This is a genomic window from Allobosea sp. (genome assembly GCF_030694325.1).
Taxonomy (GTDB): Bacteria; Pseudomonadota; Alphaproteobacteria; order Rhizobiales; family Beijerinckiaceae; genus Allobosea.
This window is the reverse complement of the sequence record NZ_JAUXYO010000184.1, coordinates 1-12,305: the sequence shown is the minus strand read 5'-3', so window position 1 is coordinate 12,305 and position 12,305 is coordinate 1. Positions and strand designations below refer to the sequence as shown.

Genomic DNA, 12,305 nt, shown 5'->3' with positions numbered 1-12,305 from the left:
TGCGTGATTGATGATGTGCTTGGGGATATCGAGGAGGAACCAGGCTGCGGGCAGCGTCAACAGGGACAAAAGAACCAGCAGGACTTGATAACGAGACGTGGCCCTCGCGACAAAGAGGGCTAACATCCAAGGATCACGGGTGACCGGCGCGACCTCGCTTCGGACCGTGGGTGGATTGGCTGTCCCCGGACCGGGTTGCTCTCCGTCGCCAACGTGATCCGAAGCAGGGACCGGCCTGCCAATCACGGCGGCGAGCCGGGCTCGACGCCTCCGAGCTGAGGATGCCCCCCGAAACAGCGCTCTCCCCAAATGTCCGATCGTCCATGCGGGAGCGAGAACGAAAACGACGATCGCTGCGGCAGACAGTATCCAGTGGCCGTGGGGATAATCGAGGCCAGCAATCTGATGGACAAGTTGATGCATATAGTCGTTGATGCTGACAAAGAAATTAACGAAGTTCATTGTACGACAGTTCCAGTAGTCCGCCTCAATTCATCAAGTCCCATATCCATCGACAAAATTATAACGAAACATTCATTAGCACCATTGTGTCACTTGGTATCAGAATTACCGGATAACAATTTCATTGACGCATATATCCCCGCCAGAATGCCGAAAGAACAACAGGTCTATGTGTCGCCATAGCCAGTCGGTTCAGGGGCAATAAAGCATCGTTAGAGTCTGTAATTGGGTATGTAGGATATAGAATAAGATCCGTCTTTGAAACCGCGGCCAGGGTTTCGGCATCAGGTGCCGGAACCGCTCGGGATGGATCCGCGCCTAAGAGAGCGTGAAACGGGCCAGCCAGTTAATGACCGTGGCCGAGCCGCCGACTAAGATAAAGCGCGCAGCCTGAGCGAAGAGTTCCATTCGCGACCATAACAGATCTCGACCGCTAAGGCGTCGATTTTGAGTTATCCAAGCGCTATACACTCGATCTTCAGTCTGCGTCTCAGTTCTGTTCTTCTGTATCATCGTGCCCGGCAGGCGGACGATCGGCAACGCATCGCCCTGCGATGCAGACGATCTGGATGCGCTTATGCGAGGTCCCAAAGCAATTGGCTTCGTATAGTTCACTCCGTCCAACCGCCGGAAGACGAGTAACCTTGGCGTTGGCGCAGGCCGCCTCAAGCAAGGCGCGCTGCAGATCACCATCATCAGCTCTTGATACGGCTGGCGAAAAAGAGATCAAGATTGCAAGAAGCCGTCCTAGCATGATTTGCCTTCCGCTTGAGGTGAAGGAACTGTGTATTTTCGAGACAGTGCCAAAACGATAGCGAACAAGCCTACGGTTGCAGCTGCGATGACGAACCAAAACAATGTTAGATTCAGACCTTGGACTGAATCAACGAATAACAAAATCACGCCATGCATGGTTATTAGCAGCAAACCACCCATAGGCTCTCGCTGTAGTTCTTAGAAACCCTCACCGCGGCACTATAATCTGCCGCGGCTTGGAGTTCGATCGGCGCTTAAGCAGCGCTTATTTGGTCTTCTGCAGCTTCGTCACGGTGATCTGGCCGTTGACCCGGTCGGCGTCGAACTTGATTTTGTCGCCGGCTTTCAGACCTTTGAGCATGGCCGGGTCACCGGCGCGGAAGACCATCGACATGGCGTCCATGTCGAGGTTCTTGATCGCCCCATGATCGATGGTCAGCTTGCCTGCAGCCTCGTCAACCTTCTTGACGGTGCCATTGACCTGCTGGGCGAGGGCCGGCAATGCGAACGCCACGAAGGCGAGCGTGGAGATGATTTTCAGCATGGTGTGCTCCTTGTTGAGTAGGCTGGCGCCTACTTGACGATAACCTTGCCGGTCATTCCGGCTTCACGATGGCCGGGGATCAAGCAGGAGAAGTCGAACTCGCCCGCCTTGGTGAACGCCCATACGATCTCACCGGTCTTCTTGGGCGCCAGACGCTTGGCGTTCGGGTCATCGTGTTCCATATCAGGATTCTTCTGCATCTCGATGGCGTGCTTGAGGTTGTCCTCCAGCGTGGCGACGACGATCTCGTGGTCGATCTCGCCATTGTTGCGCAGGGCGAACTTGATCTGCTCGCCGCGGCGAACCTCGATCCGGTCGGGGATGAACAGCATCTTGCCCTCACGCTCGCTCATTACGACTTGAACCAGCCTTGACGGCTTTTTCGGATCGCCGGGCTTGCCATAGGCTGTCTCATCGCCATGGCCGTGGCCGGCGCCGCCAGGCCCAGCGAGCGAAAGCGCCGTCGATGCCAGAAGGGCAAGAGCAGCCAATGTCAGCTTTGGGGATTTGAACGTCATGCGGTCGCTCCAGGTTCGGTTGTCATGCTCAATGATTGGAATGGCCACCGACCTTGGCGCCGGGTAGGGGCTTGCCGTCCGGTCCACGCCGGGGCTTCCGTGGGTCCTTCACCTGCCATTTGGCAAGTTCAGGATTGGGTTTTGGCCCTTCGACACGAGGAGCCTCGGCGAGCTTTTGACCTTTGTACTCGAACGCGACCGTCCCCTCAGGGTTCTTGTAATGGCCAGGGTCCTTGTAGTCGTTTTTGGCCAGCCCCTCGCGCACCTTCACCACCGAGAACATGCCACCCATCTCGACAGGGCCGAACTGCGAGTATCCTGTCATCATCGGAAGGGTATTCTTAGGCAGCTCCATTTCCATCGAGCCCATCTCTCCCATGCCGTTGCTGCCCATCGGCATGTAGCCGGGCGCGGCCTTACGAATGCGGCTGACCAGATCCTTCTTGGTGACGCCGATGTAAGTCTTCACCGAGTGGCCCATAGCGTTCATCGTATGATGCGACTTGTGGCAGTGGATCGCCCAGTCGCCGGGTTCGTCCGCCACGAAATCGAAGGCGCGCATCTGGCCGACCGCGACGTCGATCGAGACCTCGTCCCAGGCTGTGGCGGGATCCACCCAGCCGCCATCGGTGCAGGAGACCTTGAATTCATAGCCATGCATGTGGATCGGGTGGTTGGTCATCGTCAGGTTGCCGAACCTGATCCGGACTTTGTCGTTCTTGCCCACCACGAACGGGTCGATGCCGGGGAAAACGCGGCTGTTCCACGCCCATAGATTGAAGTCGAGCATGGTGTTGACCTTCGGCACGTATGAGCCGGCTTCGATGTCGAAGGCATTGAGCAGGAAGACGAAGTCGCGATCGACGCGGCGGAAGGCCGGGTCCTTGGGATGGACGATGAACATCCCCATCATGCCCATCGCCATCTGCACCATCTCGTCGGAATGGGGATGGTACATGTAGGTGCCCGAGCGCCTGAGGAGAAACTCGTAGACGAAGGTCTTGCCCGATGGGATGTGCGGCTGGTTCAGGCCGCCGACACCGTCCATGCCGTTGGGCAGGCGCTGGCCGTGCCAGTGGATCGTCGTGTTCTCCGGCAGCTTGTTGGTGACGTAGATGCGGACCTTGTCGCCCTCGACGGCCTCGATGGTCGGGCCGGGCGACTGGCCGTTATAGCCCCAAAGATAGGCGATCATGCCCGGCGCAAGCTCGCGCTCGACCGGCTCGGCGACGAGGTGGAACTCCTTCCAGTCGCCGTTCATGCGCCAGGGCAGCGTCCAGCCGTTCAGCGTGGCCACCGGCTGGTAGTCCGGGCCTGAGGTCGGGACGAGCGGGGCCTGCGTGGCCGCGCTCGTCATGGTGGGCGCCTCGGGCACGGCGGCAAAGGCAGTGCGGCCCGATACCGCGGCCGCGCCCGCGATCACGAGACCCGAGGATCCGATGAAACCTCTACGTGACAGATCCGTCATGGCGTCTTGCTCCTGAAAGGTTCAATGGGCCGGCGCATCGCCGCCGCCGGCGGCCGCAACGACGGCTCCGCCGCCGCCTCCAGGCGAACCGCCGCCGATGAGTGCGTGCTTGAAGTCGGTATGCGCGATCCAGGCGTCGCGACGCGCATTGATGCCCGCGACATTGGACAGGATGCGGCCCCGCGCATCGGTTATGAGCTGCGTCACGTCGATCAGCATGCCGTTGTACTGCAGCAGCGCTTCGTCCTGGATGATCTTCCGCAGAGGCAGCACATTGTTGATGTACTGCCGGGCGATGTCATAGGTGCCGCGATAGCTGACATAGGCCTCGCGTGCCTCGGAACGAACGTTCACGGCCTTTTCGGCCAGACGGTTCGCAGCCTGCATGTAGGTCTGCTCGGCCAAAGCCACCTTGCTTTGCCCGAAATCGAAAATCGGGATCTCGATCTCGAGTTCAAGGGTGCGGCTGCGGCTCGTCTCGCGCTCGACATCTCCGTCGGGCAGGACGCTGCGGCCACGGTCATAGGTGCGCCGGCCCAGCAAATCGATGTCGTTCACAAACCGGGTCGCCTGGGTCAGACCAAGCGACTTTGCCAGGAGGGCAAGTTCCCCCCGCGCGATCTGTATGTCGACGCGCTTGCGAAGCGCTTCCGCTTCGATCGCCTTGGCTGACTGCAGGCGCGGCAGCGAAGGCAGCGAGGCTGGCATACGGAATTTGAGGTCATTGCCCCAAAGGCCAAGCTGCCGAACCAGCCTTTCGCGCTCCTGGCGCTGCTGGAGACGAGCTTGGGCGAGCTGTGCGCCGAGTTCGGCGTCGAATGCGAACTCTCTAGCCTGATCGAGCTTGTTGATGCCGCCGGATTCGCCAAGGCGCTTGAACAGTTCCGTCGCAGCGTCAGTCGATGACTTTGCCTGCTCGTAAAAGCCAACCTGTGCGTTCGCTGCAACGGAGCGGTAATACTGCTTGCGCGTGTCGGCGGCGAGCTTCAGCACTGCCTCTGCCGCGCGTAGCTGCGCGTTCTGGAAGCGGTCGCGGGCAACGTCGGCGCGCGCCGGCCATGTCGCCAACGCAAACAGGCTGCCGACGATCTGCCGCTCGATCTCAACCTCGAACCGACCCGACAGCTTCGAAATCCCGAAGCGCGGGTTGGGCGGCAGGCTGGCGATCACCATCTGGGCCTCGGCGATGCCGAGTTCGTTGAAGGCCGCCTGCAGGCCGCGGTTGTTGAGAAGCGCGATCTGGACCGCGCTATCGGCGCTCAGGGGCTTTTTCAGGAGCTGATCGACGCGCGCCTTGGCGCTGCCGGCGACGGCGTCGTCTGTGATCTTGACGACATCCTTGTTCAGCTCGGTGTAGGCAATGGTTTGTGCCGTGCCGACACCGCCATCTGCCGAGAAGGTCGCGCAGCCTCCAAGAAGCACGGCAACACCAGTCAAGAGCGCGAAGCGGCGGATAGAGCCAGTAGATATTCGTTGATCGGATCGAAAAGAGGAAGCCATAGCAGTCACTGTTGAGGCCCTACTCTACGGTTCAGCTCGCGCCAATTTTTCGGGTCGGTCGGGCGCGTCGAGGTTAATCCGGCGGTGACGCTCTGGTATCCAACGGCTGGAACGCGCGCACTCGGATCGGCCGGCCGTGCCAGATGGACCGGCACTGGTGCGACTGAGCAGGCTCCCAGCACGAGCGCTGAGAAAACGGTGAGAGAAAGTTTTACGGCCATCGCGATTCGTTCGATCCCAGAGCCTCGATGGCGTTTGGTAGCAACGGCGGAGCGGCCTGTCCGTTACAAATTGTTGCAATGCAGATCGAGCCTATCCGGCGCAACGCAGCTATGTTGCCGATCTGCCGGCCGGCCGTAAGGTGCGGCAGATCCGCTTGCGCCGCTCGAAAGATGCTCGTGACAAATATCCCGACCACCTCCGCAGCTGACGACCACGGCCATGTGCTTGTGGTCGATGACGACCCGCAGATACGCGTATTGGTTGCCCGCTTCCTGCAGCGCCACGGCTACAAAGTGACGGGCGCACCCGACGGACGCGTCATGCTCGATGTCCTGAGACAGGCAGACATCGATCTCATTATTCTCGACCTGATGCTGCCTGGACGTTCAGGCTTCGATCTTTGTGGTGATGTTCGCGCCACCTCGCAGGTTCCGATCGTGATGCTGACGGCGCGCAGCGAAGAGAGCGACCGCGTTATTGGACTGGAGGCTGGCGCCGATGACTATGTAACCAAGCCATTCAGCCCGCGGGAGCTTTTGGCGCGAGTTCGCGCGGTGCTCAGACGTTCGCGCACCATGCGCAGAGCCGAAGACGGCCGCGCCAGCGAGTTCGTAGTCTTCGACGGCTGGAGAATGGATTTGCGGCGGCGCGAGTTGGTTTCGCCCTCCGGCACGCTCGTCGATCTATCGACTGGCGAGTTCGACCTGATGGTCGCCTTCATCGAACACGCCAACCGGGTTTTGTCGCGCGAGGCCTTGATGCAGTTCGCCAAGACCAGAAACAGCGATCCTTTCGACCGGGCGATCGATGTTCAGATCAGCCGCCTGCGCCGCAAGCTGGAGGCCGACGCCAATGGCGGCCAGCTGATCAAGACAATTCGCGGTGCCGGGTACATGTTCACCCCCGCTGTTCAGACGCGGGAGGGTCAGCCGGCATGACTCGCATGTTCCAGAAGGGTTTCCCTGACACCGTGGCCGGCCGCGCCATTCTCATCCTAGTCGCCGCGCTGCTGGCATTCCATCTTGTCGGCTACTGGGCCTATCGCGTCGGGGTTGAGAGCCTGGCGAGCGCGCAGCGTGATCGCGGGCTGGCAGAGCGCATCGTTTCGATCAAGCGCGCCATCGCAGGCATCCCCCAGGAGCCGGAGCGCGACCGCGCAGCGCATGATCTGACGAGCGCTAGTCTTGAGGTCCATTGGAGCAAGGTCAGCCTGGTTCTCGGCACTGCGCCCACCACCGAGCGGACAGCGGCGATGGAAGCCAAGCTCAAGGAACTCGTCCCCGATCTGGCGTCAGAATCCTTCCGCCTCGGTTTTGCCGACGACGGCGCGCTCAATTCGGGCGACGCCGATGCCTACCGGCACATGATGCTAGTCTCGGTCAGACTCGATGACGGCTCCTGGGTCAATTTCTCCTCGACCACGCTCGGCGCAACTCAGCAAGCAGACTGGAGCGTGCTTGCCGTCACAATCTGCTTCGGTGTGGCGATCATTGTCGTGGCGGTCTTGCTATTGCGCTGGGCAACGCGGCCGCTTCGCGATCTCGCCGTTGCGGCCGAGCGGTTCAGCCTGGATCAGATTCCGAAGCCGCTAGACGAAACCGGCCCGGCCGAAGTCCGGCGCGCGGCGCGCGCCTTCAACACCATGCGCGAACGCATCCAGCGCCTCGTTTCCGAGAGAATGCAGGCCTTAGCGGCCGTCTCGCACGATCTGCGCACGCCGATCACGCGGCTGCGGCTGCGCTCCGAACTGATGGAGGACGAGGCGACCCGCGACCTCATCGACGCCGACCTCGCCGAAATGGAGGGCATGATCGATTCGACCCTGGAGTTCCTGCGCGGCGGCGTTTCCAGCGAGGTGATCAGGCCCATCGACATCGTTTCGGTAATCGAGACGATCGTCGACGACCATGCCGATCAGGGACATTCGGTCAGCTTGACCGGGATTAGCCAGGCCCGGGTTCTTGGACGCCTGCTGTCGCTCAAGCGCGCGTTCTGGAATGTCATTGGCAACGCCGTGAAGTATGGCGGGCAAGCCAGGGTGGCGATTTCCGAGACACCGTCCGGTCTCGCAATCACGGTCGAAGATGACGGCCCGGGCATCCCGGATGGCGATAGGGAGCGCGTGTTTCAGCCGTTTGTTCGCCTCGAGGAATCGCGTGGGCGTGAAACCGGCGGGTCCGGCCTTGGACTGACCATCGCCCGGGCTGTCGTTGCAGCCCACGGCGGAGAAATTACCCTCGCGAACTGCCCGGAAGGTGGCCTTCGCGTGACGATCATTCTGCCCCAGCTTGCCCAATCAGAACAGTTACTGGCGCACGCTATTGCCGGAGAGGCGATATCGACGCACGAAGCCGCAGCGCGCCTGACGGCGAAACCTATCTCGACTTGAAACGCCCAACGGGTTAGAGATCACGATGAACCGCGCGTCGCTTTTTTTCCTCGCCTTCTTTCTCCCTGCTTTGCCGGCGACCGCGCAGCAAATTGAGGTCCATCTCAGTCCCACATGCGGCTGCTGCAAGGCTTGGGTCCGGCATCTCGAGCAGGCCGGCTTCACGCCACGCGTCGTCGAAAGCCAGGATATGGCCGCAACAAAACGAGCTCTTGGAGTCCCGGGCAGGATCGAGTCCTGCCACACCGGCATCGTCGATGGTTACTTCGTTGAGGGACATGTTCCGCCTTCCGATATTCGCAGGCTATTGAAAGATCGCCCAGCGGTGCTGGGCCTCGCTGTGCCTGGCATGCCGGTAGGGTCGCCGGGCATGGAAGTTCCGGGCGTAGCTGCGGAGAAATTTGACACCCTTGTGGTCGGCCCGAACGATCAGATTCGTGTTTTCGAAAAGCATTGATGTTGAAATCAACTTCTCTGCGCGGCTTTTTAATCAAATTGCGATTAATATATCTGTTAACAGAGCAGATATTTTTCTTATACAAGTCGGTATGTGTAAATTAGTAACCAAACTAGAGCTACCGTAACTCCTCCTACGACAAATGCAGTTCCGCCAACCCAAAATTGCCGCCGCAATAGAAACTGGCGTGTCAACACATTGCCTGCGATCTGGGATAGATGCATCCGCTCGCGTTTAAGCGCATCGGCCTCGTCGCGCATCAAACGCGCGGCCTCCGCGAACGCCTCGGCCCCTGCCCGCCCGATCGCCCGGCCGTGCTGCTCGGGGGTCAACTTCAACGCCGGATGATCCTGGATGGCGATGATCCGCGCCTCGACCTGGGTCAGCACCTTGACGACGGCGCCGAGCGTCGGCGTGTAGTCGGTCACCCGCGTCGCCCCTTCAACGATAGCCGGCAACGCCTCGACGGCCTGGCGCAAGGTCGCGACCTCGGCCTGCAGCGCCCCAAACGCGCGCGCCGCATCATCCTCCCCCGGCTCGTCCTGATCGCTCATCATCACGCTCACCGCTCCATGCCCTTGTCGCGCTCGCGGACGTGCTTCTCGGCCTCGGGCGCGCGGGCCGCCTTACCCTGATCCGTGTTGCCAGCACCAGCCTCCAAGCCCGGCTCGGCAGCCTCGCGCTGGACCTGCCGATGACGCTCACGATCCATACCGGCAACAAGCTGCGCCGCGCGCGCCGGCCCGCTCAGCTCCGCCATAGCGCGCTGGCTTAGACTTTCATGCTTCAGAACTGAGGCAAGTTCCCGCGTCGATCCCGGCCGGGCCTTGTCCATCGCCGCTCCGGCGTTCCGCAACGCCAGCTTCTGATGCTGAAGCACCGGCAGATCGGCCGTCTTCATCCGAGCGGCGTCCTGATAGGCTTTCGCATACCCCTCGACGGCCGCCAGAAGCTGCACGCGAGACGCGGCAGAGCCTGACGCAGGCGCCGCGGGCCTCTCGACGCCCTTCCGCTCCGACGCGGCATCATCGCGCTCCTGCGGCTCTCCACGCCCTTTCCCGAGTTTGAGCCCGGCGAACATGCTGCGCTTCGCCGACGGGTTCTCCACGCTGGCGCTGGCGCGATCACCACCCTCTCCGCCGGCGACGCGCCCCTGCGCCTGACCCCGACCACTACCACCACGCCGATCGGCAGCTTGATCCTCGGTTCCGGTAGCCCGCCCAAGATTTTCGCGCGGTTTCTCACTACCCGGCCGCTGCCGCCCGTTCCCCTCGCCGCCGCGCTCGACCTCGATCTCGCTCTTCACCCCGAACCGCTCGGAGATGCCACGCCGCTCGGCAAACCCCTCCGCGTAATCGAGCGTGGTTTCCTTCGACCCGTCACGGCCGAGCCGGGCCGACAGCGATTCCATCCCGCTCTTGAACTCGTCCTTGCCGGCATAAAGCGTCGCCTGATCGCGATGACGCGTCATCGACACATAGGTCAGATGCCGATCCATCGTGCCCGACGCCATGACGAAGGCGCGGTCAACGGTCGCGCCTTGCGTCTTGTGGATCGTGGTTGCGTAGCCATGATCGAACGCGGCATAGTGACCCGTCGAGACCGACACCGTGCGATGTTCTCCCCTGTCGCGCGCGGGTCCGTCGAGCCGGACCGTGATGACGTCCGGCTCGACGGACTGAACCGCCCCCAGCATGCCGTTCTTGACGCCAAGCTCGCGATTGTTCTCCAGGAACACAATCCGATCGCCGGGCGCGAAGGAGCGCTTGCCGTCATTGGTCTCGAACACCTGCTCGCGGCCGAGCCGACCCTGCTCCCCCTCCCCGCGCGCCCGCTCGCCGGCATCCTGACGCGCTGTACGGATATCGGCGTTGAGCGCCCGGACATCGACACGCCGATGCGCCATCGCCACGCGCGATCCCTCGGGACGCTCGGCGGTATCCGCAATATAGTCGGCGACGATCGCCGCTCGCGCAGCATCGCGCGTCTCGCTGAATCGGACGTCGCCGCGCTCCGCATAGGCAGACAGCCCCTCGCCCGTCCGATGCCGGGCAAAATCGCCTGACGCCTCGCGCTGCCAGTCCTCACGCTGGCGGCGGATGTCCTGCAGCCCGGCAAACCCGACCCGCTCCGCGATCGCGCGGAACGGCGCGCCGGCCCCGATCGCCTGCAGCTGCTCCTGGTCCCCGACCATGACGAGCTTCGCACCGGTGCTCTCCGCCTCGGCGACAAAGCGCGCAAGCTGACGCGATCCGACCATGCCGGCCTCGTCGATCACCATGACGTCCTTTGGCCCGAGCTCGCCGCGCCCGGCTTTCCAACCATGCTCCCACGACGCCAGCGTCCGCGACCCGATCCCGGACGCTTCCTCCAAGCCCTCGGCCGCCTTGCCCGATAGCGCCGCGCCATGAACGGCATATCCCTGCCGCTCCCAGGCGTCGCGTGCCGCCGCCAGCATCGTGCTCTTGCCGGCGCCAGCCAGCCCGACCACGACCGCGATCTGCTCCCCGCCGGTGACATGCTCCACCGCCCGGCGCTGCTCGTCGCTCAGACCCGCCCGGTCGATCGCAACATCCCGATCGGATTCCGACAGGACGCCGCGCGCCACCTGGCCGGCGGCATCGGCCGCCACCCCACGCCGGATCGCGACATCCTGCACGGCGATCGCCGCCTCGACATGAGCGCCATCGACACCATGCGAACGCGCCTCGCTCATCCGCATGGCCCCGTCCGCCATGCCACGCTCGAGCGCCACCATTTCCTTCGTCGAGTACCCCGCCAGCGTGATCTCGCCGTTCTGATCGACCCGCTCCGCCTGAAGCTCGACCAGGGTGTCTGACGCCATCACCTTGGCGAACGCCGCCTGGAACGCCTCAGGCTGGTCGATCGCGCGATGCAGCGCCCTCGCCACATCATGCCGATCGAACACGCTCTTCTCACCCGTGATCAGCGTCAGCACCTGATCGGGCTTTTCCGCGATCAGATCGGCATTGCGCCGCGCCGAATCCCCGTCGAGCCGGGTCCGCGACACCTCGACCCCGCGCCGTTCCATCTGGGTGGCAAAGACGCCCATATGCTCGGTCGGCTCGATCTCCAGCCCGCGCTCCTGATGCGAGCGATGATCGATCCGCACATCGAGCCCCGCACCGGCAAGCCGCTCATTGGCGACCTGCTCCCAGGACTGGCGGATTTCCCGCATCTGCATCGAGGAGGTCGGCAGCCCTTGGGAGAGAAGCCACTTGTTCTCGCGCTCGATCGAGGTCTTGTCCAGGAACCCCTCGGACCCGACAGCCCGCACCGTCATCAAGAGATGGGCATGATGGTTGCGCACATCGGTCTCGCCATGCGGAGAGTGGATCGCCACATCAACCGCCGTCCCGTAGCGATCGGCCAACCCCTGCGCAAAGCTCCGCGTGGCCTCCAGCCGCTCGTCCGCAGAAAGCTCATGCGGCAGAGCGATCTCGAACTCCCGCGCCACACGGGCGTCTTTCCGGGCCTCGGCCGCTTCGGCCGCATTCCACAATGTCGCCCGATCTTTCGCCCATTCAGCGTCCGACCCGCGGGGCAGCACGATCTCGGAATGCTCCACCCCGCCGCGCCGGGTAAAATCATGTGTGACGCCATCGCGCTCGTTGGTCAGTCGTTCGCCGGCGCGGTACGCCGCAGCCGCAACCGCGCTGCGGCCCATGCCGCGGCTGATCGGCTTCATGCTGAGATGGTAGATCGCCAACGCGCGCAACTCCGCTTCGCGAACACGGTATCAGGCGCTGAGTTGTGCAACAACTCGTAAGTGCGCACTTAAAGCATCATCCGCTACGCTTCTGACGCTTCTCGTGGTCCGCTCGCGGCACGCTTTGTGCTAGGGCGACCGGCGACGGGATTGGCATGTCGCGTCGTGCGGTCCTGCCTCGAACTGATCCAATGTTCGCGCTTGGGGTTGGCTCGTCGCGGTGTCGCCGTTAGAATCGGGCGCTCACTCTGATGGAGAC

9 protein-coding genes and 1 pseudogene are annotated in these 12,305 nt (G+C 62.5%); 3 read left to right on the top strand and 7 right to left on the bottom strand.

The genetic code is table 11. The features are described 5' to 3' along the window. From Q8M82_RS11745 to Q8M82_RS11725, 5 genes and pseudogenes are all read right to left on the bottom strand, one after another. A pseudogene (locus Q8M82_RS11745) lies at positions 1 to 462 on the bottom strand (hypothetical protein); the annotation flags it as partial. A 1,021-nt stretch (positions 463 to 1,483) separates the two neighbouring features. After that, the gene (locus Q8M82_RS11740; RefSeq protein WP_100962068.1) at positions 1,484 to 1,762 is read right to left on the bottom strand and encodes a copper-binding protein; all 279 of its coding nucleotides are present in this window, start codon (positions 1,760 to 1,762) and stop codon (positions 1,484 to 1,486) included. A gap of 29 nt (positions 1,763 to 1,791) precedes the next feature. Continuing rightward, complete coding sequence (locus Q8M82_RS11735; RefSeq protein ID WP_305691534.1) at positions 1,792 to 2,280, bottom strand: cupredoxin domain-containing protein; 489 nt, start codon at positions 2,278 to 2,280, stop codon at positions 1,792 to 1,794. 28 nt (positions 2,281 to 2,308) lie between these two features. Continuing rightward, a complete protein-coding gene (locus Q8M82_RS11730; protein WP_305691533.1) occupies positions 2,309 to 3,748 on the bottom strand; it encodes a multicopper oxidase family protein in 1,440 nt (479 codons plus the stop codon). A 21-nt stretch (positions 3,749 to 3,769) separates the two neighbouring features. After that, complete coding sequence (locus tag Q8M82_RS11725) at positions 3,770 to 5,248, bottom strand: TolC family protein (protein ID WP_305691532.1); 1,479 nt, start codon at positions 5,246 to 5,248, stop codon at positions 3,770 to 3,772. 392 nt (positions 5,249 to 5,640) lie between these two features. Here Q8M82_RS11725 and Q8M82_RS11720 point away from each other — a divergent pair, with 392 nt between their 5' ends. Genes Q8M82_RS11720 through Q8M82_RS11710 form a run of 3 tightly spaced genes read left to right on the top strand, consistent with a single transcriptional unit; the run spans position 5,641 to position 8,316 of the window. Next, positions 5,641 to 6,408, top strand: a complete 768-nt coding sequence (locus Q8M82_RS11720) for a response regulator (RefSeq protein WP_305691531.1) — start codon at positions 5,641 to 5,643, stop codon at positions 6,406 to 6,408. Continuing rightward, positions 6,405 to 7,859 (top strand): ATP-binding protein, encoded by a 1,455-nt coding sequence (locus Q8M82_RS11715; protein WP_305691530.1) that lies wholly within the window; start codon positions 6,405 to 6,407, stop codon positions 7,857 to 7,859. Before Q8M82_RS11720 ends, Q8M82_RS11715 begins: the two co-directional genes overlap by 4 nt. Positions 7,860 to 7,884: 25 nt before the next feature. Further along, positions 7,885 to 8,316: a DUF411 domain-containing protein gene (locus Q8M82_RS11710; protein WP_305691529.1), complete on the top strand. Its 432-nt coding sequence runs from the start codon at positions 7,885 to 7,887 to the stop codon at positions 8,314 to 8,316. A 77-nt stretch (positions 8,317 to 8,393) separates the two neighbouring features. Here the strand turns inward: Q8M82_RS11710 and Q8M82_RS11705 are convergent, their stop codons facing one another. Beyond that, positions 8,394 to 8,873 carry a DUF6118 family protein gene (locus Q8M82_RS11705; protein WP_305691528.1) on the bottom strand — a complete coding sequence of 160 codons (480 nt, stop codon included), beginning with the start codon at positions 8,871 to 8,873 and terminating at the stop codon, positions 8,394 to 8,396. Between the two features lie 5 nt (positions 8,874 to 8,878). Then, entirely contained in the window at positions 8,879 to 12,046 is a 3,168-nt protein-coding gene (gene traA / locus Q8M82_RS11700; protein ID WP_305691527.1) for a Ti-type conjugative transfer relaxase TraA, read from the bottom strand. Positions 12,047 to 12,305 lie beyond the last annotated feature (259 nt).

Excerpts from the sequence above, each read along its gene's own strand:
- Q8M82_RS11735 (WP_305691534.1), bottom strand. The coding sequence starts at position 2,280 with ATGACGTTCAAATCCCCAAAGCTGACATTGGCTGCTCTTGCCCTTCTG.
- Q8M82_RS11740 (WP_100962068.1), bottom strand. The coding sequence starts at position 1,762 with ATGCTGAAAATCATCTCCACGCTCGCCTTCGTGGCGTTCGCATTGCCG.
- Q8M82_RS11730 (WP_305691533.1), bottom strand. The coding sequence starts at position 3,748 with ATGACGGATCTGTCACGTAGAGGTTTCATCGGATCCTCGGGTCTCGTG.
- Q8M82_RS11715 (WP_305691530.1), top strand. The coding sequence starts at position 6,405 with ATGACTCGCATGTTCCAGAAGGGTTTCCCTGACACCGTGGCCGGCCGC.
- Q8M82_RS11710 (WP_305691529.1), top strand. The coding sequence starts at position 7,885 with ATGAACCGCGCGTCGCTTTTTTTCCTCGCCTTCTTTCTCCCTGCTTTG.
- Q8M82_RS11705 (WP_305691528.1), bottom strand. The coding sequence starts at position 8,873 with ATGATGAGCGATCAGGACGAGCCGGGGGAGGATGATGCGGCGCGCGCG.
- Q8M82_RS11725 (WP_305691532.1), bottom strand. The coding sequence starts at position 5,248 with ATGGCTTCCTCTTTTCGATCCGATCAACGAATATCTACTGGCTCTATC.
- Q8M82_RS11720 (WP_305691531.1), top strand. The coding sequence starts at position 5,641 with ATGCTCGTGACAAATATCCCGACCACCTCCGCAGCTGACGACCACGGC.